We start from the raw sequence: 25,579 nt of genomic DNA on the forward strand, positions 1-25,579 counted from the left end.
CAGATGCGCCGCGAGGAAAGCGTTCTGACGCACCGGCATGCCCGCTTGACCCTGCGCCGCGCATCAGGCAGGGCACGCATCATGCAGATCGACACGCTGATCCTTGGCGCCGGGGCCGCCGGCATGATGTGCGCGGCCCATTGCGCGGGCCGTACGCTGGTGATCGATCACGCCCGCGCGCCCGGCGAGAAAATCCGCATATCGGGCGGCGGGCGCTGCAACTTCACCAACCTCTACACGGCGCCGGAGAACTTCATCTCGGCCAACCCGCATTTCTGCAAGTCCGCGCTGGGACGCTATACCCAGTGGGATTTCATCGCCCTGGTCGAGGCGCATGGCATCGCCTGGCATGAAAAGACGCTGGGACAGCTCTTTTGCGACCATTCCGCCAAGGATGTCGTCGCCATGCTGCGCAGCGAAATGGCGCGCGCGGGCGCCGATCTGTGGTTGCAGACCCGGCTGGCGGAGCTCGGCCATGACGGCGGCGCCTTCCACGCCGTGCTGGAGGTCGAAGGCGCGCGCCGGACCGTCACCGCCCGAAACGTGGTGCTGGCCACGGGGGGCAAATCCATCCCCAAGATGGGCGCGACGGGCCTTGCCTATGACATCGCGCGCCGGTTCGGGCTGGCGGTCACGGACACGCGCGCGGGGCTGGTGCCCTTCACCTTTCCCGAAGGCCGCTTTGCCGATCTGGCCGGCGTCGCGTTGCCGGTACGGGCGGGCGCGGGCGGCGCCCGTTTCGACGAGGCGATGCTGTTCACGCATCGGGGCCTGTCCGGTCCGGCAATGCTGCAGATCTCCTCCTATTGGCAGGAGGGCGCGCCGATCAGCGTCAATCTCGATCCGGCCGGCACCCTGCTGGACAGCCTGCGCGCGCAGCGCGCCCAATCGGGGCGCCACAAACTGACGACCGAGCTTGCGCGCCACCTGCCCGCCCGTCTGGTCGCGGCCCTGTCCGCCCAGACCGGGCTGGCCCTGACGGGCAACCTCGCCGATCAGGGCGACGCCGCGCTCACGCGGCTTTGCGATACGCTGGCCAACTGGCAACTGACCCCCGGCGGCACCGAAGGCTACCGCACGGCAGAGGTCACGCTGGGCGGCATCGACACGGACGGCGTCAGCTCCAGGACGATGGAGGCGCGCGCCCTGCCCGGCCTTTACGTCATCGGCGAGGCGCTGGACGTCACCGGCTGGCTGGGCGGCTACAACTTCCAGTGGGCCTGGGCGTCGGGCGCTGCCGCAGGCCGCGCGATCCGGGAAAAAACGGCCCCCGCCACCTGACCACGGCCCATGGTTTTTTCTTGGCCCAAATACCCATTCCACAGAAGATTTTTCCGCGAAAAATCGAAACCCGCGCGCTGTCAGCCGTATGTGGGGTGAAACAGCCCGCCGGGTGACAGGGTGAAGATCTCGGCGCCGGTCGCCGTCACGCCGATGGAATGCTCGAACTGCGCCGACAGGGACTTGTCGCGCGTCACGGCGGTCCAGTCATCGGACAGAACCTTGGTCTCCGGGCGGCCGAGGTTGATCATCGGCTCGATGGTAAAGAACATCCCCTCCTCCAGCACCGCGCCCGAGCCCGCGCGCCCGAAATGCAGCACATTGGGCGGCGCATGAAACACCCGGCCAAGGCCGTGGCCGCAGAAATCGCGCACGACGGAGGTCTGATGCGCCTCCGCATAGGCCTGAATCGCATGGCCGATATCGCCAAAAGTGTTGCCCGGACGCACCGCCTCGATCCCCACCATCAGCGCGTCATGCGTGACCTGGATCAGCCGCTCGGCATAGGCCTTGGGCTTGCCCGCGACATACATGCGGCTGGTGTCGCCGAACCAGCCATCGACGATGACGGTGACATCCACGTTCAGGATATCGCCATCCTTGAGGCTGTCATCGGGGCGCGCGTTGCTGTCGTTCTTCCATTTCGGGATCTTGCCGCCGGGGATGCCGTGACAGACGACATGGTTGACGCTGATGCAACTGGCGTGCTGGTAGCCCTTGTAGCCGATCGTGGCCGAGGTCGCGCCCGCATCGCGCACCATGCCTTCGATCATCGCGTCGAGCGCGGCGGTCGTCTGGCCCACGGTCACATGCGGCGCGATTTCGTCCAGGATCTTCGCCGCCAGCGCGCCGGCCTTGTGCATGCCTGCGAAATCGGCGGCCTCGTGGATCCGAATTCCGTCCCGTGTGGTGCGTCCGCGATGCTCTTGTGTCACGTGTGGCCTCTTGTCTGGTGTATTCGGGGCCTACTTAGGGCGCACGGGCGCAAAGGGCCAGAGGGCGCGCGCAGTGCGGCGGGCGCGATTTTGGGATCGCACAAAATGACAAAGGAGCGAATGGCGGCATCACTCATATGGCAGCGCGGGGCCGAGCGTGATCTGCGCCGTGCTGATCGCGGCCGCATGTGCCAGCACCTCGACCCCGGCAGCCCGCGCCGCCGCAAGGGCGGCGGCATAGGCCGGGTCGATATCGGCTGCGGTGGTGACGCGATCGCAATCGCTGCGCTGGACCAGATAGAAAAGAACCGCGCGTCGACCGCTGCGCGCGATATCGGCCAGATCCGCAAGGTGGCGCGCGCCGCGCTCGGTCCTTGTGTCCGGAAATTCGGCCAGCCCGGCGCGGCGGCTGAGCGTGACCGATTTCACCTCGACATAGGCCTCCGGGCGATCCTGCGCGCGCAACAGGAAATCAACGCGGCTGCGCTCGCCGTATTTCTGCTCGGCCAGGACGGTGTCATATCCCGCAAGCTGCGGCACCTTTCCGGCGCGCAACGCCGCGCCCACCACGCGGTTGGCAGCAGAGGTATCGACGCAGGTCAGATTCCCGCCCGGCAGCTCCACCAGGCGCCACGCATGGTCCAGCTTTCGGCGCGGATCGTCGTTCGGCTCGACCCAGACGGACATGCCCGGCTCGGCAAGGCCGGTCATGCGGCCGGGATTGGCGCAATGGGCCGTCACCTCGCGCCCGTCCGGCAGGCGGATATCGGCAAGAAAGCGTTTGTAGCGGCAGATCAGCTCGCCGCGCTCAAGAGGGGTTTGAAACCGCATGGGACGCGCCCTATACCCAAGCAGAGGCCCGATCAAGGAGACACCCATGCCGAACCCAACCGCCGCCATGCTGGTGATCGGCGACGAGATCCTGTCAGGGCGCACGCGCGACAGCAACACGAACCATCTGGCCACAGCGCTGACCGCCGCCGGGATCGGGCTGGCCGAGGTGCGCATCGTGCGCGACGATGCAGGCGCGATTGCCGGGGCGGTCAAGGCGCTGAGCGTGGCCTATGACTATGTCTTCACCAGCGGCGGGATCGGGCCGACGCATGACGACATCACCGCCGATGCCGTGGCGGAGGCGATGGGCGCGGCGATCGACGTGCGCGAGGATGCGCGCGCCGTTCTGGCGGCGCATTACGAGCGGTCGGGCACGGATCTGAACGCCGCGCGGCTGCGCATGGCGCGCATTCCCGAAGGCGCCGCGCTGATCGAAAACCCCGTCAGCGCCGCGCCCGGGTTCATCCTTGGCAACGTGCATGTGATGGCCGGCGTGCCCGCGATCTTCGAGGCGATGGTCGCCTCGGTCCTGCCGACGCTGACGGGCGGCGCGCCGCTTTTGTCGCGCAGCATGGACGTGCACCGCGGCGAGGGCGACATCGCCGGCCCCCTGGCCGAGCTGGCGGAGCGGTATCCGCAGCTGAGCTTCGGCTCCTACCCGTTTCAGCGGGGCGGCCTGCATGGCGCCAACGTCGTCGCGCGCGGCCATGACGCCGAGGCGCTGGACGCCGCGATGGCCGATCTGGCGGAGCGGTTCGAATGACAGCGCCGGACGCGTCCACGCTTTTGGCCGTGCTGGAGGCGACATGGCCTGCCCACGCGCGGCGCAGGCAGGGCCCGTGGACGCTGCGCGACGGGCGCGGCGGCGGCAAGCGGGCCTCGGCGGCGACGGCGGCCGCGCCGGTCTGCGCGGCCGATCTGCCGGACGCCGAGGCCGCGATGCGCACAGGCGGCGCAGCGCCCCTTTTCATGATCCACGAGGGGGCGGAGGCGCTGGATGCGCTTCTGGCGGGCGCGGGATATGAGGTGATCGACCCGGTCGTGATCTATGCCGCTCCCTTGCAGGCGCTGGCAATGGACGCCCCCTCGCCCACGGCGAGCTTTCACATCTGGGAGCCGCTGGCGATCCAGCGCGAGATCTGGGCCGAGGGCGGCATCGGACCCGCACGCGTCGCGGTCATGGAGCGGGTGCAGGGCGACAAGACCGCGCTTTTCGGTCGCAAGGCGGGACGCGCTGCTGCCGCCGGGTTTGCCGCGATCGAGGGAAATACCGCGATGGTGCACGCGCTGGAGGTAAGGCCGGATTTCCGCCGTCAGGGCGTCGCCCGCGCGCTGATGCTGGAGGCCGCCCGCTGGGCCATGGGGCGCGGCGCACGGCATCTTGCGGTGGTCTGCACCGAGGGCAATATCGGCGCGCGCGGCCTTTACGCCTCGCTGGGGCTGCAGACCGCCGGGCGCTATCATTACCGCCAGCACCCCTCCGGCGCGGCCACGCCATGAGCGGCGCGCACGCCCTGCGCCGCGCGCTGGCGCTGGTGGCCGCGCTGCTGGCGGGCCCCGTCACGGCGGCGGATCTGGCGCTGCCCGGCAACGCCGTGATGTCGCGCGAGACGGTTGAGGAGGCCGCCAGCCATGCCCTGCCCGTCGGCCCGTGGTCGGGCGGCAGTCTGGATGCCCGCGATGTCGAGGGACGCATCACCCGGCAGGCATGGCGCATCGACAGCGCATCGCAATCCACGCTTCAGATCATGGACATGCTGGAGACGCAGCTGGAATCGGCGGGCTTTGCCCCGCTCTTTCGCTGCGCGTCAGAGGCGTGCGGCGGCTTCGATTTCCGCTTTGCGCTGAAGGTGCTGCCGCCGCCGGAGATGTTCGTCGACCTCTTCGACTACCGCTTCCTGTCCGCGCACCGACCGGCAGAGGGCGCGCAGAGCGGCGATGACTACATCTCCCTTCTGGTCAGCCGGTCGGGCCGCGATGCCTATGTCCAGATCACGCGCATCACGCCCGCAAGCCGCGCGGCGGCGCCGCCTCTTGCGACCGGCGCAAACGCGGCGCCGGGCGGTGTGGCCGGCGCGCCGGCCCCGTCCGGCGCGCCGATCGTGCAATCGCTGACGCAGCGGGGCCATGCGGTGCTGCGCGATCTGGATTTCGCCACCGCCGCCGATACGCTCGGCCCCGGCCCCTATGCGTCGCTCACCGCGCTGGCGGCGTTCCTGAAGGCGGACAAGACGCGCCGGATCGCGCTGGTCGGACATACCGATACGGTGGGCGGGCTGGATGCCAACCTGGCGCTGTCGCGGCGCCGGGCCGAGGCGGTGATGCAGCGCCTGATGGGCGCGCATGGCGTGCCCGCGGCGCAGCTTGAGGCGGACGGCATCGCCTACCTGTCGCCCATCGCGCCCAACACGACCGAGCCGGGCCGCGAGACGAACCGCCGGGTCGAGGCGGTGTTGCTGAGCGGCGGCTGAGCGCGCGGGGGCGCCCGCCCAGCATATTCCGGGCGGGCGGGTGCATTACCTGCGGGGGCAGCCGCATTGACGTGCCGATGTGGCCGCTATCTGCCACGCCGGGATGGCGTCCTGCGCCCCCGGCCCGGGAAGGTAGCTGTGGATTGCGCGGCCCCGCCCGGCAGCATAGTCGCGCCCGACGGCGGCCCAATCCACCGCGGCCCAGGCGGCCCAGTGAACCTCCGCGGCAGGCACGGCGTCTGCACCGGCCGCCCAGGGCTGCGCCGCGATCTGCACGGTCTGCGCACCGGCGTAATCGGCAACCCTTTGCCCTTCGGCGAAGTCATGCAGCGTCTGATCCCAGCGCGCGCCGTTGATCGTGAGGCCAAGCGTCAGCGCGACAGGATCGTATTCGGCCGTGAAGAGCGTGCCGAAGCCCTGCGCATAGCGGTCCTGCAGCAGCGGCGCCTTGAGGAATTGCGCGTTCAGCGCATCCGGCGCGACCTTCAGCCGCGACAGGTGCGCGTGCCGCTCGTGGGTGCGGGTGAAGGCGGGAAGTGCCGCCTTCTCGGGGCCGCTTTGATGATTGGTGGCGATGGCGCGCGGCGTTACGCGGGCGCCGCCGCCGGGCAGGATCTCGACCCCTTCGGTGCGGCCTGACGCGTCGGCCAGCACCAGGTTATAGGCCATGTGCGACGGCACGCGGTGCAGCGCTTTCAGCGCCTCGTCCACGGTCTCGCAGGTCTCCAGCACGTAACGCAGGACGGTGGTGATGCCAAAGCCCTGGCCCGTCTCGGCGCGCCCGCCATAGGCCAGCGCGACGGCTAGCCCTGCGTCATTGATGCCGTCCGACAGGCCCCAAAGGAATTCGGACATGCCCATCACCGCGCGCCCGGACCATTCGCTGCGCAGCAGCAGCCCCTCGTTCAGCTCCGGCGCAAGATCATAGTTGCGCACCAGCCGCACATCGCCGCCCTGCGCCGCCGCGGCCAGCGAGCAGCCGCCCAGATAGGTCGGCGGGCACCATGTGCTGAGAAAGCGCGCCGCGCGGTCCGATCCGCCGGCCAGCACGCTCAGGCGGGCATGGACCGGCGCGAGTTCCGGCATGTAACGGCGCAGCGCCGCCTTGCATTCGGCCAGGGAGGGACCGGCATCGCCGCCATTGGCGATGAACCACGCCTCGTAATCGGGCCAGCAGCGGCGCCAGCGCGCCGCCCATTTCGGGCCGGGCGCGGCCTCGTTCACGGCGTCGAAGGTGAGTGTCAGATTGGTCATGTCACAGGTCCTTGTGATTGAGGAAAAAGCGGATCATCTCGGCGCTGGCATCGGGGCCGCGCGCATCGGTATAGCTGCCGCCGGGCTGGCCGCCCGACCACGCGTGGCCAAGGCCATCGATGGTCCAGTGTTCCAGCTGCGGCGCGCCGCCCGCGGTGACGATCCGGCGGGTATAGCCGCGCCCGGCACGGGTGCCGCGCGCCTCTTCGTCGATGGTCTGGCGCGCGCCGGATGCCAGCGCCTGCTGCGCGATGCGCACGCCGTTCATCGGATGCACGGTGCTGTCGGCGGCGCCGTGAAAGATAATGGTGCGCGCGGCCGCGCCTGCGCTGCCCGGCTCGGGCCCGTTTCCGGCCATCGCGGCAAAGGCCGAGGGCACATCGCGCGCGGCGCCCAGCGGCAGGCCCGAATGGGCGCCCACGGCGGCGAAGGTGTCGCCATAGGCCGCGCCAAGGATCACCGCCATCGCCGCACCCGCCGACAGCCCGGCCACGAAGCTGCACTCTGGAGCGATGGCATGCTCGTCCAGAACGCTTTGGGTCAGACCGGCAAGGATTTCAGGCTCGCCGCGTCCGCGTCGCTGATCGCCCGCGCTGAACCAGTTCCAGCACGATTGCGCGTTGTCGCCGCGCGATTGCTGCGGGTAGATCACGATCAGGCGATGCGCCTCGGCCAGCGCGTTCATGCCGGTGCCGATGGCGAAATCCTCGGCCGTCTGGGTGCAGCCATGCAGCATCGTCACCGCGCCCTGCACGCCCTGCGCGGCCGAGGCCGGCACATAGGTGCGAAAGCTGCGCGCGCCCGCGGCGGAGCTGTGCGTGCCTTGCAGAAACTGCGCCCCTTTCGGGACCGGCACGTTGGCAGCAGGCCGACGCGGCGGCGCGGTCAAGCCGCCCGGCAGACCGCTGGGCAGACCGCTGGGCATCCCCCCCGGCAGCCTGTCCATTGCGGGCGCGGTCAGCCCGTGCTGCGCCAGCGTGCGCTGGACCAGATCGTTTGCGGCGTCGATGCGCGATTGGCGTGCGTCATCATTCGCCCGGCGCGGTGCGCCGACGTTGAAGTTCATCATTGTTTTCAATCCTTGTGAAACGCTCAAGACATTCGAGCGCCGTGGGTCCTAAGTCGTGTGTCCTAAAGCGGGTCGCCCTGATCTGATGTCTCAGGTCAAAGGCGAAACGCTTCAGTGGATACGGTCGGCGAGTGCCGCCTTGATCTCGGCGCTGGCCTGCAATGCGCCCAGCACGGTGATGGAGCCGATGGTCTCGCGCGCCAGTTCCGGCATGACGTCCGACGCGATCCGCGCAAGGCCCACCACCTTGACATGCAGCACCTCACCGGCCGCGCGCAGCGCCTCCAGATCGGCGCTGGTATAGTCGCGCAGCCCCAGTTCCATCGTGTGCCGCTCGATCGTGCGCGCGACATGATCGACATGGCCGTTCAACTGGCTGCGGATCGCGGTGCGAATGAAATCGCTGCGGTTCGAATAGAACCCCTCCTGCACCAGCAGATCGATACGGCCGAGGTCCACATATCCCAGGTTGATTGTTATCTTTTCGCTATCGGGCGCCTTGTCGCGCAATTGTCTGACATTGCTCATGCTGTTTCTCCATCCATGTGGATGGTATATGGAGTCCACACAGCGCGGCGCAAGACAAATGCGCCGTTTTACCTGCGCGACGTTACGTCAAGCGCACGCGCAGGGCGGGCATGGGCCAGCCATGCCGCCTGCCTGACGACAGAGTTTCAGTATGTGAAGCGGTGAACAGGAATGCGCGGGGGCGCTAGACGCCCAGCCTGTCGCGCAGGCCGTACCACCAGGATCCCATGACCGAATAGGGCACGCGGAACGTGCGGCCGCCGGGGAACGGGAACCATGGCACGTTCTCGAACACGTCAAAGCGGGTCAGATCGCCGTCTATCGCCTCGGACAGGATCCGCCCGAAGGTGTGCGATCCGGTGACGCCGTGGCCGCTGTAGCCATGCGCGAAATAGGTGTTGTCGCCGATCCGGCCCATCTGCGGCACGCGGCTGAACGACAGGGCGAAGTTGCCGCTCCAGGCATAGTCGATCTTCACGCCCTTCAGTTGCGGGAACACCTTGTCCATGTTGCGCTGCAGCTTGGCCTTGATGTCGCTGGGATCGGCGCCGCCATAGACGGTGCCGCCGCCGAACAGCATCCGGTTGTCGCCGGACAGGCGGTAATAATCCAGGATATAGCGGATATCCTCGACGCAGACATCGGTCGGGATCAGATCCCGCGCGCGCGCCTCGCCCAAGGGCTCGGTCGCCATCACCTGCGTCGAGACGGGCATCACCCGCGCGGCCAGTGCCGGCACGACATGGCCCAGATAGGCGTTGCCACACAGCACCAGCGTCTTGCAGGTTATCGAGCCGTTCGCCGTGTGCACGACGGGGCGCGCGGCCTTGTGATCAACGCTTGTGACCGGCGACATCTCGTAGATGGTGCCGCCGTTCTGTTCGAACGCCGCCGCCTCGCCAAGGGCGAGGTTCAGCGGGTGCATGTGCCCGCCCGAATGGTCGATCAGGCCGCCTGAATAAAGGTCGGAATTGACGTGCTCGCGCAGCTCGGCCTTGGTCAGCATCTGCTGGTTCGTGATGCCGTAGCTCGCCCAAAGCTGCATCCGCTCTTCCAGCTCGCGCATATGGGCGCTGGTGAGGCCGGCAAAGACGTTGCCATCCTTCAGATCGCACTGGATGTCATAGGTCTTGATGCGCTCGCGGATGATCTCGCCGCCCTCCTGCACGAGACCCGCGACGAAGGTGGCGGTATCCTGACCATAGCGTTTCCTGATCGTCTGCAGGCTGGCATTGAGCCCGTTGACGATCTGACCGCCATTGCGCCCCGACGCGCCCCAGCCCACCTGCGCGCCCTCGATGATGGCGACCTTGTAGCCCTTCTCGGCCAGATGCAGGCCAGTGGACAGCCCGCTATACCCGGCGCCGACGATGCAGATGTCGATGTCATGGTCGCCGCTCAGCGCCGGACGCTCGGGCGCGGGGTTGGCGGAGGCCGCGTAATAGCTGCCGGTGTGGCTGCCGTCGCCGGCATAGGAATTCTTCGGCGTGGTCATCACACGACCTCCAGATAGCTGTCATATTCGAAATTGGTCACATGCCGCGCGAATTTGCGCAACTCCTGCATCTTGCATTCGACCAGCATCGTCTGCAGGCGCCGCGAAAAGATCTCGGGCACGTCCGGCCCCTTGCGGAACGCGTCGATGGCGGTCGCCCAGTCCAGCGGCAGGTTGTCCAGCTTCATCGAATAGGCGTCGCCGGTGATGGGCGCGGCGGGCTGCATGTCGCGTTCGATCCCCAGAAGCGCGCCGCCGAGGATGCTGGCCAGCACCAGATAGGGGTTGGCATCGGCGCCCGCGACGCGGTGCTCGATCCGCCGCGCCTTGGGCGCGCCGCCGGGGATGCGGATGGCCGCGGTGCGGTTCTCATAGCCCCAGGCGACATTGGTCGGCGCATGGGCGCCAGGCAGCAGGCGCCGATAGGAATTCTCATGCGGCGCGAAGGTCAGCGTGTTCTGCTGCATCGTTGCCAGCAATCCGGCCACGGCGTTCAGCATCAGCGGCGTGCCCTCGTCGCCGCCATTGTCGAAGACGTTGACGCCATCCTCATCGACCAGCGAGAAATGCACGTGAAAGCCGCTGCCGGACAGATCGCCGTAGGGCTTGGCCATGAACGTCGCGGCGAACCCGTGCTTGCGCGCGATGCCGCGCACCAGCCGTTTGAACAGCACCGCATCGTCGGCGGCGCGCAGCGGATCGGCGACATGGCGCATGTTAATCTCGAACTGGCCCGCGCCGTTTTCCGAAATCGCGGCGTCGGCGGGGATGCCCTGCAATTCGCAGGCATCATAGACCTCGTTCAGGAATTCATCGAAATGCTGCAGCTCGTCCAGCGACAGCGCCCCGTCGGAATCCAGCCGCTTGCCGGTCACGGGCGAGCATGGCGCCTGCGGATGATCCTCCGAGGGATCGACAAGGTAGAATTCCAGTTCGGTCGCCACCACCGGCGTCAGACCGCGCTTCTTGTATTGCTCGGCCACCCGCGCGAGGGCGCGGCGCGGATCGCCCGGAAAGGGCGTGCCGTCCTCCTGCCGCATCCACAGCATCGCCAGCGCGGTGGGGCGGCTGGTCCAGGTGATCGGCATGAGCGGGCGGCCGGTGAAATCGCACAGACCATCGGAATCGCCCGTCTCGAAAACCAGCTCGCTGTTCTCGACATCCTCGCCCCAGATATCCATGCCCACAATGGACAGCGGCATGCGCAGCCCACCCTCGACCACCTTCGACACCTGATCGACCGGCACACGCTTGCCCCGCATCGTGCCGTTCAGATCGCACACGCAGGCAAAGATGGAATCGATCTCCGGGCGCTGCGCGAGCCAGGCTTCGGCCTTGTTGTCAGACATGCGCCACCTTTGATACTTTTGGGGTTAATGTGATACCATTTCCGCGAACGTAATACCATTTGAGGCTTGGAGTCAATCACGGCTCCGGGTATGATCGCGGCAAATCCCAGCGGAAGCAACGCCATGACCAGCAGCGCGCTCACCATTCCCGATATCGCCCACGCGCCTGCGGCGACAACGCAGGAATATGTCTATGAACGCTTGCGCAACGCGATCATGCTGGGCGCGATCGAGCCGGGCACGTCCCTGACCATGCGCGGCCTTGCGGAGCGTCTGAACCTCAGCCCGACGCCCGTGCGCGAGGCGGTGAGGCGGCTGAGTTCCGAGCACGCGATACAGATCAAGGACAACCGGCGCATGACGGTGCCGCTGATGACGCCGGACAGGTTCGAGGAGCTGGTCGCGCTGCGCTGCGCGGTCGAGACACACACCGCCGCTCGCGCCCTGCCCTACATGTCCGACATCATCATCGACAAGCTGGCCGAGATCGACGGCCGGATGGATGCGCTTGTGCCGGGCCGCGATCTGGATCAACTCACATTGCTGAACCAGACGTTTCACCGAATGCTCTACACCGTCAATCCGGCGCAGGTGTCGATGCCGATAGTCGAGAGCATCTGGCTGCAACTCGGCCCGTTCCAGCGGCAGGTCATCACCAAGCTGGCCGAGCATTATCACGTGGACCGCCACAAGGAGATTCTGACCGCCCTGACGCGCCGCGACGCGGCGGCGCTGTGCGCGGCCATCACTGATGACATTCAGGACGGCGTGCTGAAATCGGGCCGGAGCCTGCTGTCGCGGGCGGACGCCGCGTGATCGGACGGCGCCCGCCGATGCTCAGCGCTGCTCGCGCGGCGGCAGGTGACTGGCGATGAAATCCAGAATGAGCGCCTGCACGTCCTTGTCCGTGCTCAGCCAGTGTTTGCCCGCCAGATAATCCGGCGCCCGGTAGACCTGCGAGACCTGTGCGCCGCCTTGCATGAACGCGCCGCAATCGCCGCGCAGCACCGGCAGGCGGAACCACGGATCATTCTCGCCGACCAGCGCCAGCACGGGCTGACCCTCGGGCGCCTTGAGGCCCCAGTATTCCGGCCAGCCGGAATGACAGGTCCAGCCTTCGATGATGCGCATGGCGATGTCCGGCGCCATCAGCGTGGCAGCGGTGATCGCGCCTTCGGAATGGCCCATCAGGATGATCGGCGCATCCTTTAGCGCCTCGATCCCGCGCAGCTGGCTCAAGGCGTGGCGCATCTCGGCCTGCCGCCAGCCCAGCACCGCGCGGTGCAGCCCGCCGCGGGCCTGTGACGCGTCGCAACTGACGGGTTTGTCCGCGCGCGCAAAGCTGTCGGGCGCCACCACGAGATACCCCGCGCCCGCCAGAAACCGGGCCGTGACGGTGGTGATCCGGCTCAGGCCATTGCAGCCATGCGCATAGAGCACCACGGCGCGCGGCGCCGGACTGTCCGGCAGCGCCGCAACGCGCGTATCCTGAACCGTTCCGGGCAGCCAGACCCGCGCGCCCTGCCACGTGCGCGCCAGCTCGGCATTATCGGCCCGCGCGGCGGGCGCAAGGAGCGCCAGAAAGAGGGCGACGATCGCAGCCCTCATGCCACCGCCTCCATCAGTGCGCGGCTATAGGGATGGGACGGCGTGCCGTAGAAATCGCGCGCGGGCGACAGCTCGACAATCTCGCCTTTCAGCATCACCGCGATCCGGTTCGACACATAGCGCGTCGCGGCCATGTCATGCGAGATGAAGAGCGCGGCAAACCCGTGATCCTGTTGCAGATCGCGGATCAGGTTCAGCACTTGCGTCTGCACCGAGACGTCCAGCGCGCTGACGGCCTCGTCAAACAGGATGAAGCGCGGCTCGGTGATCAGCGCGCGGGCGATGGCGACCCTCTGGCGCTGCCCGCCCGACAGCTGGCCAGGATAGCGGCTGGCGAAATCCGCGCTCAGCCCGACCTGCTCCAGCATGCGCGCGACCGCATCGTTGCGCGTGCTGCGCCCCTCGCCCAGAACGCGCAAAGGCTCGGCCACCGACGCGACGCAGCGCAGGCGCGGGTTCAGCGCCCATTCGGGATGCTGCAGGACCACCGACAACTGGCCGCGCCGCTGGCGCAGCTTGCCGAAGGGCGCGCCCTGCATCCGCATCTCGCCGCTGGTGGGCCGCAAAAGGCCAAGGCACACGCGCCCCAGCGTCGTCTTGCCCGATCCGCTTTCCCCGACAAGGCCCAGCGTCTCGCCCGGCGCGATATCCAGCGTGACGCCCCGCACCGCCTCGACCGTATCGCCGCCGATCAGGCGGCTGCGGAACGTGACGCCGACATTGTCGAGGGATATGACAGCACTCATTGCGGCGCCTCCTTGCTGCTCTCCAGCACCTCTTCGGCGAAATGGCAGATCACCTCGCGGCCCGCCACCTTGCGCGGCTCGGGCCGGACTTTGCTGCATTTGTCGCGCGAAAAGGCGCAGCGCGGCGCAAAGGAGCACGCCTCGCACCGGCCCATCAACGTGGGCGGCGTGCCGGCAATCGGCTCCAGCCGTTCGCCCGGTTGCTCGCTGCCCGACGCCGCGGCCAGCAGCGCGCGGGTGTAGGGGTGCGCGGGGTGCTCCAGCACCTGCGCGCTGGGGCCGATCTCGACAACGCGGCCGCCATACATGACCGCCACGCGATCCGCATGGCGCGCCATCAGGCGCAGATCATGGCTCAGCACCAGCAGGCTTGCACCGGATTCATCCCGCAGGCGGCGCAGCGTGGCCATCACCTTTTCGCGGATCGACGCATCCAGCGATGCCGTCGGCTCGTCCGCGATCAGCAATCTGGGCGAGCGGGCGATCGCGATGGCGATCACCACCCGCTGCGCCATGCCGCCGGACAGTTCGTGCGGATAGGCGCGCATCACGCGCGCCGGGTCCGGCAGCTCGGCGCGCGTCAGTTGCGCGGCGATCTCGCCGTCGCCGGGGCGGCCCGGCATGGCACGCGCCACCTGCCGACCCACCCGCATGGTCGGGTCAAGCGCCGTCATCGGGTTCTGGAACACGAAGCCCAGCTTGTCACGGCGCAGCGCGCGCAGCGTCTCGGCCCCGGCGGCGAACACGTCGGTTCCGTCCACCTCGATCCGGCCCGCCTCGTGCTCGGCCTCGGCGGGCAGGACGCGGCCCATCGCCATGCCCAGCGTGGATTTGCCCGATCCGCTTTCGCCGACGACGGCCAATGTCTCGCCCGCGCGGACCGCCAGATCGGCACCGTCGAGCGCGCGCAGCGCGCCCCTGGACGTGCGGTAGGAGACGACGACGCCCGAGGCTTTTGCAATATCGCTCATGTCAGCGCCCTGCCCTTCAGCGGCTCCAGCATGTCGCGCACCGCGTCGCCCACGAGGTTGACCGACATGATCGCCAGCGACAGCACCGCCCCCGACGACAGCACCATCCACGGCGCGATCGTCAGATAGGCGCTGCCCTGCCGCAACAGCGAGCCGAGCGACGCGTCAGGCAGTTGAACCCCCAGCCCCAGAAAGCTGAGCGCGCTTTCGATGATCATGCCGATGGACAGCGCATAGGTCAGCTGCACCACGACCGCGCCCATCACGTTGGGCAGGATATGCACCGCCAGGATACGCAGCCACGAGGCCCCCGCCACACGCGCCGCGATGACAAAGCCGCGCCCCGCCACACTCAGCGTCACGGACCGCACGACGCGGATCAGCAGCGGCAAGGTGGCGATCGAGATGACCGATATGGCGGAAAACTGCCCCGGCCCCGCCACGGCGGCCACCAGAAGACCCACCAGGAGCGCCGGAAACGCAAAGAGGATGTCAGCGCCCCGCGCCACGGCGATATCGGTGAACTTGCCGAAATATCCAGCCGCCATGCCCAGCACCGTGCCGATGCAGGCCGAGATCAGAACCGCGATGGCCGACAGAAGGAATGTCGCGCGGATCCCCTGCACGACGCGCGGCAGGAAGGACCGGCCCAGCTCGTCCGTGCCGAACGGAAAGGCCAGCGATGGCGCGCCCAGCCGCGGCCCCGCCGCGATACGCGTCGGATCCCCCAGCGGCAGCCATTGGCCGAAGATGCCGAGAAAGATCAGCAGGCCCAGCATCGCCAGCCCGAAGGCCGACAGGAAATCGGTGCGCCAGATACGCGCCAGCCAGTCTAACAGCGTTCTCATTCGCTGGCCCCCACGCGCGGGTCGATCACCGCATAAAGGAAATCGGCCAGCATGTTGATCGCGACGAAGGCGGTCGCGGCAAGCAGCACGCCCGCCTGCACAATCGCATAATCACGGTTCAGCAGACCATTGAAGATATAAAGCCCGAAGCCCGGCACCGAGAACAGCACCTCGACCACGACGGCGCCGCCCAGAAGAAACCCGAAATACGTCGTCACGACCGTGACCACCGGGATCGCCGCGTTGCGCAGGATATGCAGCCGCACGATATCGCGCGGCCGCTCGCCCCGCGCGACGGCGGCGGTGATGTAGCCTTCGGTCATCACCCGCAGCACCGCATCGCGCGTGGTGCGCAGCACCAGCGCGATGCCGAACAGCGACAGCGTCAGCGCGGGCAGAAGCATGGTCTGCAGGTTGCCGACGGGATCCTGCCCGAACGGCACATAGCCGCCCACGCGAAACCACAGCGACCAGACCGAAAAGACGAAGATCAGCACGCTGCCCAGCACGAAATCCGGCACGCTCGCGCCCAGCGCCCCGACCAGCCGCGCCATGTCGACGCCGCGCCGTCCGCCCTGGCGGATGCCCGACCACACCCCCAGCGGCAGCCCGACGGACAGTGCCAGCCCCAGCGCGATCAGCGCCAGCTCCAGCGTGACGGGCGCGCGGCGGATGAATTCGTCAATCACCGGCTGGCGCGTGACCATCGACACGCCGAAATCGCCCTGCAGCAACGCGCCAAGCCAGCGCAGATATTGCAGCGCCATCGGCTGATCCAGCCCATAGCGCTGGCTGATCGCCTCGCGCGCGGCGGGGGTGACGAAGGGGCCCAGAAGGATGTCGGCATAGCCGCCGGGGATCATTCTGAGCGACAAGAAGACAAGGATCGAGACGCCCAGAAGCGTCACGATCATGGCCGCAAGGCGCGGCAGCAGGTAGAGAAAAAGGCGCATCAGATCTCCGCAGATGGCAGCAGATGGCAGCGCGGCGGCGGGGGCCAGGGGGCCGCCCGCCGCACGCGTCTTACTTGGGCTCGAACTCGGCGATGAACTGATAGGTGTTCGCCGATCCGGACCGCTCGGCCAGAACCACGTCCACCTGATCGTCGCGGTAAGCGAGGTAGTCGGACTTGCCCACCAGCGCCAGAAGGTTGGCGCCATCGTCGATCATCCGGCAGATCTCGGTCAGCTTGGCGTCGCGTTCGGCGCCGTCCTGCATCGCGCCGACATCGTCGAGCGCCTGCGACAGCTCGGGCACGTTTTCCTGGAACACGCCGTTCCAGACGGCGAATTCGGGGTTCCACCATTTGATGACCATGCCGGGATCGGTGTAGCCGGCCAACCAGGATGCGGAGAAATCGAAATCGCCATCGGTGAACACCTTTTGCAGATATTCCGCCGTCGGCACCTGATCGAGCGAGACATCGAATCCCGCCTCGCCCAGGCTTTGCTGCACGACCTGTCCGATGCGGCCCAGCACCGGGTTGGCCGAGCTGAGCGTCAGCGCCACTTCGGGCGACGTGTTGCCGGCCTCTTCCAGCAGGCCGCGCGCTTTTTCCAGCCGCTGGTCGCGCGGCATCGCGTAGGTATCCAGATCGCGGCAGGCCTCCTTGCCGAAGGCGCCGGGCACCGGATAATCGGGCGCGGTGGTGCCGCCGAATACGAAATCGTTGATCGCGTCGCGGTCCAGCGCAAGGTTCATCGCCTGGCGCACGCGCTTGTAATGGAAGGGCGACGCCTCGTCCAGCGCGTTGACGTCGAAGCGGTAGTAATTGGTGGTCTGCTGCGCCTCGACCTTGATGTTACCGGCATTGGCCAGCATGCCCTGCGCATCGGGATTCTCGAACGAGGTAAAGTCGATGCGCCCGTCGCGCAGCGCGGCGATGCGCGCCGATTCGTCGGGGATGATCGGCACTTCCAGCATGTCCGCCAGCGGATAACCCTCGCGCCAGTAATGCGGGTTGCGCGCCAGCGTCCAGCTTTCGTCCTGCTTGTGGCTTTCGACCATGAAGGGGCCGGACCCCAGCATCTGCGCGGCCGGATCAAAGCTGCCGTCCTTCAGCTCCTGCATCGGCAGGATGGCGGCAGTGATATGCGCCAGCGCGGGCAGGAAGGTGGCCTGCGGGCTGGCCAGCTCGACCTTGATTCCGCGCTCGCCATCGGCCTCCATGCTGGCGATATCGCCCAGCTGCGGCGACCAGTAGCTGGCCGTTTCGGGGTTCTTGATCCGCTCAAGGCTGCCGATCACATCGTCGGGCGTCACCGCTCGACCGTTGGAGAACTTGGCCCCCTCGCGCAGCGTCAGCGTGTAGGTGGTGGGCGATGTCTGTTCCCAGCTTTCGGCAAGACCGGCGGCGAGGCCCAGATCGGCGTCCGTGGTCAGCAAGGTCTCATAGACCATCTGGTACATCTCCCACGACGCGACCGTGCCCGCGACATGCACGTCAAAGCCGGTGATCTCGGCGGGCTTGCCCCAGGTCAGCGTTGTGTCCTGCGCCATCACGGCCAGCGGGGCCAGCGCCAGCAGCGCGGCGGTGCCCATCAGGTTGCGTCGTTTCATGTCCTGTCTCCTCCCAGGTGGTTTGGCTCTTCCCGTGGTTTTCCACGAACCTGTTGACGAGGCTGTTATAAAAATCACATTCTGTCAATAATGGTTATTCCTGCAACATTGGAAATCGAGCGCCCGGATGAACGACTACGAGAGCCATGACGCCACTGCCCTCGCCGCCCTGATCGCGCACGGCGAGGTATCGCCGCTGGACTTGCTGCAATGCGCCATCGACCGCGCCGAGGCGCGTGATCCGGCCGTCAATGCGCTGTCGCAAAAGCTGTATGATCATGGCCGCGGCGCCATTGCGGGCGGCCTGCCAGACGGGCCGTTTCGCGGCGTGCCCTTCCTGCTCAAGGACGCGTCGGCCGACCTGAAGGGCTACGTGACGGCCAATGGCGCGCGCCTGTTGAAAGACGGGACACCGGCCACCGCCGATTCGACGCTCGTGGCGCGCTACAAGGCGGCGGGGCTGGTGATCTTCGGCAAGACAACGACGCCCGAGTTTTCGCTTGCCGCCTCCACCGAAACCAGCCTGACTGGCGCCACGCGCAACCCTTGGGACATCTCGCGCAGCGCCGGCGGCTCGTCGGGCGGCGCGGCGGCGGCGGTTGCCGCGGGCATCGTGCCCGCTGCGCATGGCAGCGACGGCGGCGGCTCGATCCGGATCCCGGCGTCTTGCTGCGGGCTTTTCGGGATGAAGCCGTCGCGCGCGCGCAACCCCTCCGGCCCGCTGGTCGGCGAGGGATGGGGGAGCCTGTCGGTCGCGCATGTGCTGACGCGCTCCGTGCGCGACAGCGCCGCGATGCTGGACGCGACCCAAGGCATGGCGCCGGGCGATCCCTATTGCGCGCCGCCCCGCGCGCGTCCCTATGTCGACGAGGTCCGCACCGATCCCGGCCGCCTGCGCGTCGGCTGGCACATCGCCCCGATGAGCGGCGCGGACGTCGCCGCGCCCTGCCGCGAGGCGGCGCAGGATGCCGCGCATCTGCTGGCCTCGCTGGGCCATGACGTGGACGAGATCACCCTGCCCGGCCAGTCCGGGCACATACAGCAGGCCATCTGGGTGCTGGTTGCCAGCAACGTGGCGCGCAGCATCCGCTCCATCGGGGACCAGCGCGGGCGCAAGGTCACGCGCGACGAGGTTGACGCGGTTACCTGGAGCGCGCTCACCGATGCGCGCGAGATGGACGCGCAAGACTATGCCGAGGCACTCTATCAGATTCACGCCCAAAGCCGCCGCATGGCCGAGCTGCACGCGCGGTATGACCTGATCCTCAGCCCGACACTGGCGACCCCGCCGCCAAAGCTGGGGATCCAGCGCACCGATACGGACGACATCAAGGCCTATCGCAGCGCCCTGACCGCGTTCACGCCCTACACGCAGTTGTTCAACATGACCGGCGCGCCCAGCATGACGATGCCGCTGTACTGGACGGTCCCTGACGCGCCGGGGGGCGAATTGCCGATCGGCGTCATGCTGTCGGCGGATTTCGGGCGCGAGGACATCCTGTTCCGGCTCGCCGGGCAGTTGGAGACGGCGCGCCCGTGGTTTCACCGCCGCGCGCGCATGGCCAACCAAGGGAAATAGCGCCGATGACCCAGACATCGCTACAGGACAGGCTGCGCCAGAAATATCCGGAGCTGACCCGCGCCGAGAAATCCGTGGCAAACTACATGCTCACCCATTTCGAGCGCCTGTCCTTCGAGACCGCCGCGTCCATCGCCGAGACTGTCGGCGTCAGCCAGATGACCGTGGGCCGCTTCCTGCGCACCATGGGATATAATGGCCTGCCCGATCTGAAATCCGACCTGCTGAACCAGATCGAGGCGCCGCCGGTGATGGTGTCGGACCGGCTCAGACGGATCCGGGCGGGCAGTGACGAGGACGCCTGGGACAATTTCGAGCTGGACGTGCTGGCGCTGCAAAGCGCCTATGACCTGCGCGGCACGCCGGTCTGGACGGCCGCGATCCGCGCCATCTGCGCGGCGGACAAGCTGCATGTCGCAGGGTTTCAGACCATCGCCGGCATCGCGTCCGGCTTTGCCACGCGGCTGGCCTATCTGCGCAATGACGTGCGCCTGGAGGATAACAGCGACGGTATATTCGGCAGCATCTTCGGCAATCAGGCAAGCAGCCATTGCGTCGTCCTGTTCGAGATGCGCCGCTATACGCAAGCCAGCATTTCGCTTGCGGCCGCGGCCGCACAGGCCGGAATTCCGCTGATCGTGATCTGCGACACCCATTGCACCTGGGCGCGCGATCATACCGACATGGTGCTGCCCCTGCGCACGCAATCGCGGCTGTTCTGGGATTCGCACGTGCCGTATTCATGCCTCAGCACCTTGCTGCTGGACGATGTGACGGCGCATCTGGGCGATGCAGTGTCATCGCGGCTGGAGCATCTGCGCGCGCTTCAGGATCGCTTTGGCGCGTTCAAGGATTGATCTGGCAACGACTCTTCTGCGGCCTCACGGAATGCTGTGATCGCCGTGCTCGATCCGAAAGATGCGTATGGGCGCGCCGGGCTGGGACGTGTCGGCGCGCAGGCTGTAGATTGCGCGCTGCGTGCGGCCGAAATTGTGGAAATCGACATTGACCGTGATCATGCCGCGCAGCATCGGCCGGTCCGGGTCAGGGGCGATCCGGGTGACGGCGCCCTGGAAATCCTGCGCGTCATAGAGCACATCGGCGCCGCGCCCGCGCAGTTCCTCCACGATGTCCGCGAAAAAGTAGCGCCGCGCATTTCCGGCCGCGAAAGGGTTGCCGCCTTGCCCGCCAGCGCCCTCGAACGCGACATACAGATCGCGCACCAGGGCCGCGGCGCCATCGATCAGCGGATCGCCGATCTGCTCCAGCACGATGTCGCCGCCCGGCAGGACGCTGGGCATCCCGGCCTGGGCGACATCCTCCATCAGGAAGCGCTGCGCGACCCAGCCGGCCTTTTGCAGGTCCGCGCTGCGCATCAGGCACCAGCGCTGCGGCAGGCCCGCGCGCTGCGCATCGCTCAGCCGGTGATAGATCGACGGGATCAGCAGCGGCACGCAGGTCACCAGCGACAGGCCGCGCGCATCGGGCGCAAGGTGATCGACTACCAGATAGTCTGTGCCGGGCCCCATCCGCATGTTCAGCACATCATCCGCCGCCACCCCGGTGACGCGCCACGCATCGGGCCCGTGACCGTCGATTTCAGCCTGCGCCGCCGAAGCGGCCAGCGCCCAGGCCAGCCCGGTCAGCAGAGTGCGGATCGCGCGGCGCATCACTTCACCACCACGACGGAGCGGCCCAGCAGTTTCTGGCCCGAAATATCCAGATAGCGCACCTCGTACAGGCCCGGCTGGTCCGGCAGTGTCAGCTCCATCGTCTGTTCCGGCCCGATCTTGTTGGCGGTGATCCAGCCGAAATCAGGCTGATCCTTGCGCGCCAGCGCAATGCGCTGATCCGCGCCCTCGCCGCCGCCCGTCCATGTCACCGTGATCGTCTCGCCCGGCGCGGCCGTTTCCGGCACTGTCAGTCCCGCGCCGTCATCCAGCGGCGCATCCGCCGCGACCACCTCCAGCGGGGCACTGGCCAGAGTCCGCCGCCCGTTCTCCAGCACATAGCGCAGCTCATACAGCCCCGGAGTGCCGGGGGCCTTCAGCCGCCCCTCGGTGGCGGAACCCGCGCGAATATGGGCCGACACCTTGCCCTCATCGGTGCCCATGGGAACGATCGTGACAAAATCGCTGGCATTGATCGTGCTGGACCAGGAGACATCGAGATCGGTCCCGGCGCGCACCGTCCCGGGCCCAGAAATCCCGACCTCGGCCTCCACCGCCTCGAACTGGACGCTGGCCAGCGTGCGGCGCCCTTCCTCCAGCACATAGCGCAGCTCGTAAAGGCCGGGGGTGCCGGGAGCGGTCAGGCGGCCTTCGCTGGCATCCTTTACGCGAATGTGGCTGTTTACCTTCCCCTCGTCCGCACCTGCGGCGGTGATCGTGATGAAATCGCTGCCGTTGATCGCGCCGCTCCAGCTGAAGTCGAAAGCGGCGCCCGTGGTCACCTTGTCAGGGCCTGTCAGTGTGACCTCGCCCTCAACCGCCTCGAAGGGCACGCTGGCCAGCGTGCGGCGGCCCTCCTCCAGCACATAGCGCAGCTCGTAAAGACCGGGGGTGCCCGGGGCCGTCAGGCGGCCTTCGCTGGCATCCTTGACGCGAATGTGGCTGTTTACCTTCCCCTCGTCCGCGCCCGCAGCTGTGATGGTGATGAAATCGCTGCCGTTGATCGCGCCGCTCCAGCTGAAGTCGAAAGCGGCGCCCGTGGTCACCTTAGCAGGACCGGTCAGGGTGACCTCGCCCTCCACCGCCTCGAACGGCACGCTGGCCAGCGTGCGGCGCCCTTCCTCCAGCACATAGCGCAGCTCGTAAAGGCCGGGGGTGCCGGGAGCGGTCAGGCGGCCTTCGCTGGCATCCTTGACGCGGATGTGGCTGTTTACCTTTCCTTCATCTGCACCTGCGGCGGTGATCGTGATGAAATCGCTGCCGTTGATCGTGCCGCTCCAGCTGAAGTCGAAAGCGGCGCCCGTGGTCACCTTGTCAGGGCCTGTCAGTGTGACCTCGCCCTCAACCGCCTCGAAGGGCACGCTGGCCAGCGTGCGGCGGCCCTCCTCCAGCACATAGCGCAGCTCGTAAAGACCGGGGGTGCCCGGGGCCGTCAGGCGGCCTTCGCTGGCATCCTTGACGCGAATGTGGCTGTTTACCTTCCCCTCGTCCGCACCTGCGGCGGTGATGGTGATGAAGTCGCTGCCGTTGATCGCGCCGCTCCAGCTGAAGTCGAAAGCGGCGCCCGTCGTCACCTGGTCGGGGCCTGTCAGGGTGACTTCGGGAAGTGCGGGTTCCGGCGGCGCCTCGGGTGCGGGCGGCTCGGGCTCGACCATCGCGCTTTGGACCTGCGTGAGCGCGTCTTTCAGTTCGGCGGCATTGCCCGCGGGGACAAAGACGCCGCCGGTATTCTCGGCGATGCAGGACAGCCCGGCATGGGCCTCGTCCTCCAGATCGAAGCCCACGACATGGGCCGTGAACCTGACCCCCTGCCGGGCCAGCTCGGCCGACAATGCGCACGGGTCCGCGTTGCAGGTCTCGACCCCGTCGGAGATCAGCACCACGGTGGCCGGGTTGTCGCGGTAGGACAGCAGATCGGCGGCATGTTGCACCGCGCCCGAAATCGGCGTCTTGCCGACCGGCTTGATCGCGCGCACGTGGCCTGTAAAGGCCGCCTTGTCCAGCGGGCCGGGGGCGATCAGCGTTTCGATATCGCTGCAGTCGCCCTGGCTGCGATGGCCATAGGCCACAAGGCCCAGATTGGTGCCCGCGTCCCACCCATCGACCAGATCGGCCAGCACGTCGCGGGCGATCTCCATCTTCGAGACGCCGTCGATCTGCCCCCACATGGATCCCGAGGCATCATAGACGATCACCACGTCATCGGCGGCCATGGCCGATGTTGCGCAGGCGATACCGCCCGCGGCGGTCCATCCGACCACTCTTGCGATGCTTCGTTTCATCGTTGGGTTCTCCTTGGGTTTGTGTCACATGCGCTTGCGCGGCGCGGGTGTTTTCGGGGCGCGTCTGCGGGTCAGGCCGGATCCGTCATCGGCGTGGATGGCGATTGCGCGGGCTCTGCGCCGAAGGCGCGCTCCTTCAGCTTGCGGAACTTGGCGGACATCTGCTCCAGCTTGGCGTCCCATTCGGGGTTCGGCTCCTGCCCTTCGATCACCTTGAAGTACACCTGCATCATGCAGGTAATCGCCAGCGGTTCAAGCAGCGCGGCCTTGACGCTCCATGCAAAGAGCAGCGCGAACACAACGCCGCCCGCCGCCCAGGCGCCCGGCATCAGGTAGACCACCAGCGCCGCCGGGGCGAGCATGACGATGAACACGACAAAGCTGAGACCATAGACGATGATCGCCAGCCAGAAGGCGTTCTTGAGCATCGGCTTGTAGTTCTGGCCGTAAAGCACCAGCGCCTCGCGCGCGGACATCCACGCATTGTCTGACCGCGTGCGGATCGCGTAGGCGAGGATCACCTCGTCGACGAAACCGACCGCCACCCGCAAGAAGGCCGAGATGACGCCCGCCAGCTGCTGCGCGCCGGGGATCGGCAGGATGGTCAGGATGCCGCGGACCAGCCCGCTGATCGCGCGGATCACGCCCTTGATCAGCTGGTCCATGGCAAACAGGATGCTGGCTTGCGGGAAACGCTCCTTCACCACGGCGCTGGCGTGGGCGATCTGGCTGCGCCCCTGCGGCATGGATTTGCCGTCCAGCAGCTCGACCAGCACGGCGATATGGCCCGCCTTGACGATGTAGAGGATGTATTCGCGCGCCCAATACATGATGATGCCGAAAATGCCGAAACCGGCGAACCCGCCCCAGGCGGTGGTCGAGGCGCGGAAATCGGCATCGCCAAAGCCGCCGATGCCCCAGCCGACCCCGGCGCCAACACCCGTCACCAGGATATAGCCCAGCGTGATCCCGAAATAGACCGCCATGCGCAACAGGATGAAGGGGAACGTGCGCCCCATCAGGCCAAGCGCGCGGCCAAGACTGAAATCCCACATGACGTTTCTCCTGTTTCAGCGGCCCGCAGGGGGCCCGTTCAGATCTCGCATTTGGAATTGCCGTATTTCGCGGCGCAGGCCCGCGCCGCGCAGGAGGCGATCTGCGGATCGCGCTGCGCCTTGCGGATATCGACCCGCTCCACCGTGGAATAGGGCTCGGAAAACGTCTTCATAACCGGCGTGCATGTCGTCACCGAGCCTTGCGTGTTGCAGACCGTCTCGCCGCTGGGACGCTCGACGCTGCGGTATTTGATGACCGCCTCGTTGCGATAGACGGGCGGTATCTTCAGCAGCCACTCGGCCTCGCAATGGGTGCGCTCGGCGCGGTATTCGGGGGTGCCGCAGGATTGCAGGACAAACAGCGCGGCAAGAAACAGGGCGGGGCGAAAGGAAAACACGGCGGCAATGGCTTTTTGGTACATCGCTCGCTGCTAGCATGTCGCAAATGCGCCCGCCCCCTCCGTTTGGAGGGGGACAGCGGAAAAGTTTCGGATTTCAATTGCAAGGCAGGCGGCGGCCTGCTGAACTGGCCCGCGACAATCCATAGGAGATGCATATGCGCCTTTCAGCCGCAATCGGCCTGCTTTGCCTGTCGCTCTGGGTGCCCTGCGTGACGGCGGCGGGCAGCGCGCCGGTGCTGCAGGTCACCGGCCAGATCGCCGACGGTCCGGCCGTCTTCGATATGCCGCAGCTGCGCGACCTGCCCCGCGCCACGCTTGAGACATCGACGGTGGTGACGGACGGCGCGCATCGGTTCACCGGCTTTCTGATGCGCGATTTTCTGGCACAGCTGGGCGCCGAGGGGCAGATGGTGACGGCGACGGCCCTCAATGATTATGCCGTCGACATTCCCCTGAGCGATTTCGACAGGTTCGATGTCATCGTCGCCTACAGCATGGACGGCGCCGCGCTGGACCGCGCGGACAAGGGGCCGCTCTGGATCGTATATCCGCGCGATGCGCATGCAGAGCTGCAGGATATCCGCTATGATTATCGCTGGGTCTGGCAGCTGTCGCAGATCGATGTCCGATGAAGGCGCCCGGCC

At 67.3% G+C, this 25,579-nt stretch carries 25 protein-coding genes; 8 read left to right on the forward strand and 17 right to left on the reverse strand.

Features of this window, described 5'->3' with window-relative positions; translation table 11 throughout:
* Positions 1–81: 81 nt before the first annotated feature.
* Complete coding sequence (locus DC366_RS03420; RefSeq protein ID WP_108690860.1) at positions 82–1,281, forward strand: BaiN/RdsA family NAD(P)/FAD-dependent oxidoreductase; 1,200 nt, start codon at positions 82–84, stop codon at positions 1,279–1,281.
* A gap of 80 nt (positions 1,282–1,361) precedes the next feature.
* Here DC366_RS03420 and map read toward each other — a convergent pair whose 3' ends face one another.
* Both map and sfsA read right to left on the reverse strand, forming a co-directional pair.
* Complete coding sequence (map, locus tag DC366_RS03425) at positions 1,362–2,216, reverse strand: type I methionyl aminopeptidase (RefSeq protein ID WP_108690727.1); 855 nt, start codon at positions 2,214–2,216, stop codon at positions 1,362–1,364.
* A gap of 129 nt (positions 2,217–2,345) precedes the next feature.
* Positions 2,346–3,047, reverse strand: a complete 702-nt coding sequence (gene sfsA, locus DC366_RS03430; RefSeq protein WP_108690728.1) for a DNA/RNA nuclease SfsA — start codon at positions 3,045–3,047, stop codon at positions 2,346–2,348.
* Positions 3,048–3,093: 46 nt separating this feature from the next.
* Here sfsA and DC366_RS03435 point away from each other — a divergent pair, with 46 nt between their 5' ends.
* The 3 genes from DC366_RS03435 to DC366_RS03445 are packed head-to-tail and all read left to right on the forward strand — an operon-like array spanning position 3,094 to position 5,521.
* Positions 3,094–3,813: a competence/damage-inducible protein A gene (locus DC366_RS03435; protein ID WP_108690729.1), complete on the forward strand. Its 720-nt coding sequence runs from the start codon at positions 3,094–3,096 to the stop codon at positions 3,811–3,813.
* Positions 3,810–4,550, forward strand: coding sequence for a GNAT family N-acetyltransferase (locus tag DC366_RS03440; protein ID WP_108690730.1), 741 nt, complete (start codon positions 3,810–3,812; stop codon positions 4,548–4,550). The genes DC366_RS03435 and DC366_RS03440 overlap by 4 nt, the downstream gene beginning before the upstream one ends.
* Positions 4,547–5,521: an OmpA family protein gene (locus DC366_RS03445; protein WP_108690731.1), complete on the forward strand. Its 975-nt coding sequence runs from the start codon at positions 4,547–4,549 to the stop codon at positions 5,519–5,521. Before DC366_RS03440 ends, DC366_RS03445 begins: the two co-directional genes overlap by 4 nt.
* 45 nt (positions 5,522–5,566) lie before the next feature.
* Here the strand turns inward: DC366_RS03445 and DC366_RS03450 are convergent, their stop codons facing one another.
* The 5 genes from DC366_RS03450 to DC366_RS03470 all read right to left on the reverse strand — a co-directional run bounded on the left by DC366_RS03450 (position 5,567) and on the right by DC366_RS03470 (position 11,216).
* Complete coding sequence (locus tag DC366_RS03450) at positions 5,567–6,775, reverse strand: C45 family autoproteolytic acyltransferase/hydrolase (protein WP_108690732.1); 1,209 nt, start codon at positions 6,773–6,775, stop codon at positions 5,567–5,569.
* Position 6,776: 1 nt separating this feature from the next.
* On the reverse strand, positions 6,777–7,844 hold the full coding sequence (locus DC366_RS03455; RefSeq protein WP_108690733.1) for an extracellular catalytic domain type 1 short-chain-length polyhydroxyalkanoate depolymerase: 1,068 nt from the start codon (positions 7,842–7,844) through the stop codon (positions 6,777–6,779).
* A gap of 111 nt (positions 7,845–7,955) precedes the next feature.
* Entirely contained in the window at positions 7,956–8,372 is a 417-nt protein-coding gene (locus DC366_RS03460; protein WP_108690734.1) for a ribbon-helix-helix domain-containing protein, read from the reverse strand.
* A gap of 184 nt (positions 8,373–8,556) precedes the next feature.
* Positions 8,557–9,867 (reverse strand): NAD(P)/FAD-dependent oxidoreductase, encoded by a 1,311-nt coding sequence (locus DC366_RS03465; protein ID WP_108690735.1) that lies wholly within the window; start codon positions 9,865–9,867, stop codon positions 8,557–8,559.
* Positions 9,867–11,216: a glutamine synthetase family protein gene (locus DC366_RS03470; RefSeq protein WP_108690736.1), complete on the reverse strand. Its 1,350-nt coding sequence runs from the start codon at positions 11,214–11,216 to the stop codon at positions 9,867–9,869. Before DC366_RS03470 ends, DC366_RS03465 begins: the two co-directional genes overlap by 1 nt.
* A gap of 123 nt (positions 11,217–11,339) precedes the next feature.
* Here DC366_RS03470 and DC366_RS03475 point away from each other — a divergent pair, with 123 nt between their 5' ends.
* A complete protein-coding gene (locus tag DC366_RS03475) occupies positions 11,340–12,032 on the forward strand; it encodes a GntR family transcriptional regulator (protein ID WP_108690861.1) in 693 nt (230 codons plus the stop codon).
* 21 nt (positions 12,033–12,053) lie between these two features.
* Here the strand turns inward: DC366_RS03475 and DC366_RS03480 are convergent, their stop codons facing one another.
* The 6 genes from DC366_RS03480 to DC366_RS03505 all read right to left on the reverse strand — a co-directional run bounded on the left by DC366_RS03480 (position 12,054) and on the right by DC366_RS03505 (position 17,948).
* Positions 12,054–12,824 carry a dienelactone hydrolase family protein gene (locus DC366_RS03480; RefSeq protein ID WP_108690737.1) on the reverse strand — a complete coding sequence of 257 codons (771 nt, stop codon included), beginning with the start codon at positions 12,822–12,824 and terminating at the stop codon, positions 12,054–12,056.
* Positions 12,821–13,570 (reverse strand): ABC transporter ATP-binding protein, encoded by a 750-nt coding sequence (locus DC366_RS03485; protein ID WP_108690738.1) that lies wholly within the window; start codon positions 13,568–13,570, stop codon positions 12,821–12,823. Before DC366_RS03485 ends, DC366_RS03480 begins: the two co-directional genes overlap by 4 nt.
* On the reverse strand, positions 13,567–14,541 hold the full coding sequence (locus tag DC366_RS03490) for an ABC transporter ATP-binding protein (RefSeq protein WP_108690739.1): 975 nt from the start codon (positions 14,539–14,541) through the stop codon (positions 13,567–13,569). The genes DC366_RS03485 and DC366_RS03490 overlap by 4 nt, the downstream gene beginning before the upstream one ends.
* Positions 14,538–15,389 (reverse strand): ABC transporter permease, encoded by an 852-nt coding sequence (locus tag DC366_RS03495; RefSeq protein ID WP_108690740.1) that lies wholly within the window; start codon positions 15,387–15,389, stop codon positions 14,538–14,540. The genes DC366_RS03490 and DC366_RS03495 overlap by 4 nt, the downstream gene beginning before the upstream one ends.
* Positions 15,386–16,342 (reverse strand): ABC transporter permease, encoded by a 957-nt coding sequence (locus DC366_RS03500; protein ID WP_108690741.1) that lies wholly within the window; start codon positions 16,340–16,342, stop codon positions 15,386–15,388. The genes DC366_RS03495 and DC366_RS03500 overlap by 4 nt, the downstream gene beginning before the upstream one ends.
* A 70-nt stretch (positions 16,343–16,412) precedes the next feature.
* Positions 16,413–17,948 carry an ABC transporter substrate-binding protein gene (locus DC366_RS03505; RefSeq protein WP_108690742.1) on the reverse strand — a complete coding sequence of 512 codons (1,536 nt, stop codon included), beginning with the start codon at positions 17,946–17,948 and terminating at the stop codon, positions 16,413–16,415.
* Positions 17,949–18,075: 127 nt separating this feature from the next.
* Here DC366_RS03505 and DC366_RS03510 point away from each other — a divergent pair, with 127 nt between their 5' ends.
* Positions 18,076–19,527, forward strand: coding sequence for an amidase (locus DC366_RS03510; RefSeq protein WP_108690743.1), 1,452 nt, complete (start codon positions 18,076–18,078; stop codon positions 19,525–19,527).
* Between the two features lie 5 nt (positions 19,528–19,532).
* Positions 19,533–20,384 (forward strand): MurR/RpiR family transcriptional regulator, encoded by an 852-nt coding sequence (locus DC366_RS03515; RefSeq protein WP_108690744.1) that lies wholly within the window; start codon positions 19,533–19,535, stop codon positions 20,382–20,384.
* A 24-nt stretch (positions 20,385–20,408) separates the two neighbouring features.
* On the opposite strand, the gene DC366_RS03520 is transcribed toward DC366_RS03515, so the two are convergent.
* The 4 genes from DC366_RS03520 to DC366_RS03535 all read right to left on the reverse strand — a co-directional run bounded on the left by DC366_RS03520 (position 20,409) and on the right by DC366_RS03535 (position 24,956).
* Positions 20,409–21,197, reverse strand: coding sequence for an SH3 domain-containing protein (locus tag DC366_RS03520; RefSeq protein WP_108690745.1), 789 nt, complete (start codon positions 21,195–21,197; stop codon positions 20,409–20,411).
* Positions 21,197–23,479 (reverse strand): vWA domain-containing protein, encoded by a 2,283-nt coding sequence (locus tag DC366_RS03525; protein ID WP_108690746.1) that lies wholly within the window; start codon positions 23,477–23,479, stop codon positions 21,197–21,199. Before DC366_RS03525 ends, DC366_RS03520 begins: the two co-directional genes overlap by 1 nt.
* A 71-nt stretch (positions 23,480–23,550) precedes the next feature.
* On the reverse strand, positions 23,551–24,534 hold the full coding sequence (locus DC366_RS03530; RefSeq protein WP_108690747.1) for a hypothetical protein: 984 nt from the start codon (positions 24,532–24,534) through the stop codon (positions 23,551–23,553).
* Between the two features lie 38 nt (positions 24,535–24,572).
* Positions 24,573–24,956, reverse strand: a complete 384-nt coding sequence (locus DC366_RS03535; protein WP_108690748.1) for a hypothetical protein — start codon at positions 24,954–24,956, stop codon at positions 24,573–24,575.
* A gap of 134 nt (positions 24,957–25,090) precedes the next feature.
* On the opposite strand from DC366_RS03535, the gene DC366_RS03540 reads away from it, so the two are divergent.
* Positions 25,091–25,567, forward strand: coding sequence for a putative pterin-binding protein (locus tag DC366_RS03540; RefSeq protein WP_243405021.1), 477 nt, complete (start codon positions 25,091–25,093; stop codon positions 25,565–25,567).
* The last annotated feature ends 12 nt before the right edge of the window (positions 25,568–25,579 follow it).

The sequence above is a fragment of the Pelagivirga sediminicola genome (assembly GCF_003072125.1).
GTDB lineage: Bacteria > Pseudomonadota > Alphaproteobacteria > Rhodobacterales > Rhodobacteraceae > Roseovarius > Roseovarius sediminicola.

Bases quoted from the DNA above. Each gene is read 5' to 3' on its own strand.
- DC366_RS03420 (WP_108690860.1), top strand. From the start codon at position 82: ATGCAGATCGACACGCTGATCCTTGGCGCCGGGGCCGCCGGCATGATG.
- sfsA (WP_108690728.1), bottom strand. From the start codon at position 3,047: ATGCGGTTTCAAACCCCTCTTGAGCGCGGCGAGCTGATCTGCCGCTAC.
- DC366_RS03435 (WP_108690729.1), top strand. From the start codon at position 3,094: ATGCCGAACCCAACCGCCGCCATGCTGGTGATCGGCGACGAGATCCTG.
- DC366_RS03440 (WP_108690730.1), top strand. From the start codon at position 3,810: ATGACAGCGCCGGACGCGTCCACGCTTTTGGCCGTGCTGGAGGCGACA.
- DC366_RS03445 (WP_108690731.1), top strand. From the start codon at position 4,547: ATGAGCGGCGCGCACGCCCTGCGCCGCGCGCTGGCGCTGGTGGCCGCG.
- DC366_RS03450 (WP_108690732.1), bottom strand. From the start codon at position 6,775: ATGACCAATCTGACACTCACCTTCGACGCCGTGAACGAGGCCGCGCCC.
- DC366_RS03455 (WP_108690733.1), bottom strand. From the start codon at position 7,844: ATGATGAACTTCAACGTCGGCGCACCGCGCCGGGCGAATGATGACGCA.
- DC366_RS03460 (WP_108690734.1), bottom strand. From the start codon at position 8,372: ATGAGCAATGTCAGACAATTGCGCGACAAGGCGCCCGATAGCGAAAAG.
- DC366_RS03465 (WP_108690735.1), bottom strand. From the start codon at position 9,867: ATGACCACGCCGAAGAATTCCTATGCCGGCGACGGCAGCCACACCGGC.
- DC366_RS03470 (WP_108690736.1), bottom strand. From the start codon at position 11,216: ATGTCTGACAACAAGGCCGAAGCCTGGCTCGCGCAGCGCCCGGAGATC.
- DC366_RS03475 (WP_108690861.1), top strand. From the start codon at position 11,340: ATGACCAGCAGCGCGCTCACCATTCCCGATATCGCCCACGCGCCTGCG.
- DC366_RS03480 (WP_108690737.1), bottom strand. From the start codon at position 12,824: ATGAGGGCTGCGATCGTCGCCCTCTTTCTGGCGCTCCTTGCGCCCGCC.
- DC366_RS03485 (WP_108690738.1), bottom strand. From the start codon at position 13,570: ATGAGTGCTGTCATATCCCTCGACAATGTCGGCGTCACGTTCCGCAGC.
- DC366_RS03490 (WP_108690739.1), bottom strand. From the start codon at position 14,541: ATGAGCGATATTGCAAAAGCCTCGGGCGTCGTCGTCTCCTACCGCACG.
- DC366_RS03495 (WP_108690740.1), bottom strand. From the start codon at position 15,389: ATGAGAACGCTGTTAGACTGGCTGGCGCGTATCTGGCGCACCGATTTC.
- DC366_RS03500 (WP_108690741.1), bottom strand. From the start codon at position 16,342: ATGCGCCTTTTTCTCTACCTGCTGCCGCGCCTTGCGGCCATGATCGTG.
- DC366_RS03505 (WP_108690742.1), bottom strand. From the start codon at position 17,948: ATGAAACGACGCAACCTGATGGGCACCGCCGCGCTGCTGGCGCTGGCC.
- DC366_RS03510 (WP_108690743.1), top strand. From the start codon at position 18,076: ATGAACGACTACGAGAGCCATGACGCCACTGCCCTCGCCGCCCTGATC.
- DC366_RS03515 (WP_108690744.1), top strand. From the start codon at position 19,533: ATGACCCAGACATCGCTACAGGACAGGCTGCGCCAGAAATATCCGGAG.
- DC366_RS03520 (WP_108690745.1), bottom strand. From the start codon at position 21,197: ATGCGCCGCGCGATCCGCACTCTGCTGACCGGGCTGGCCTGGGCGCTG.
- DC366_RS03525 (WP_108690746.1), bottom strand. From the start codon at position 23,479: ATGAAACGAAGCATCGCAAGAGTGGTCGGATGGACCGCCGCGGGCGGT.
- DC366_RS03530 (WP_108690747.1), bottom strand. From the start codon at position 24,534: ATGTGGGATTTCAGTCTTGGCCGCGCGCTTGGCCTGATGGGGCGCACG.
- DC366_RS03535 (WP_108690748.1), bottom strand. From the start codon at position 24,956: ATGTACCAAAAAGCCATTGCCGCCGTGTTTTCCTTTCGCCCCGCCCTG.
- DC366_RS03540 (WP_243405021.1), top strand. From the start codon at position 25,091: ATGCGCCTTTCAGCCGCAATCGGCCTGCTTTGCCTGTCGCTCTGGGTG.